This is a genomic window from Gilvimarinus sp. 1_MG-2023 (assembly GCF_030548285.1).
The window spans coordinates 1-269 of sequence record NZ_JAUOSC010001057.1 but is presented as its reverse complement, the minus strand read 5'-3'; the positions used below and the strand labels follow the sequence as shown (position 1 = coordinate 269).

Annotated in this window: 1 protein-coding gene; it reads left to right on the top strand. The window is 57.6% G+C overall.

The window, feature by feature from the left end:
• A partial coding sequence (locus tag Q4563_RS20105) for a YqgE/AlgH family protein (RefSeq protein ID WP_303605771.1) occupies positions 1 to 269 on the top strand: 269 nt, incomplete at both ends.

Below are 269 nucleotides of genomic sequence, written 5' to 3'. Positions count from 1 at the left end.
CCATGGGGCTGGTATTAAACAAGCCTCTGGATATCGACTTTGCTGCCGTCTGCGAACAGCTCGACATTGCCCGTCATCAAGGCATCAATACCACCATGCTCAAAGGTGGCCCTGTCGGCACCGAGCAGGGATTTATCCTCCACCAGCAACCGGGCCAGTGGCAAGCCACCGAAGCCATCAGTGAATTTGCCCACTTGACGTCGTCCAAGGATATTCTGACCGCCATTGGCCTGGGAGTGGGGCCGGAAAACTACCGCCTGACCCTGGGC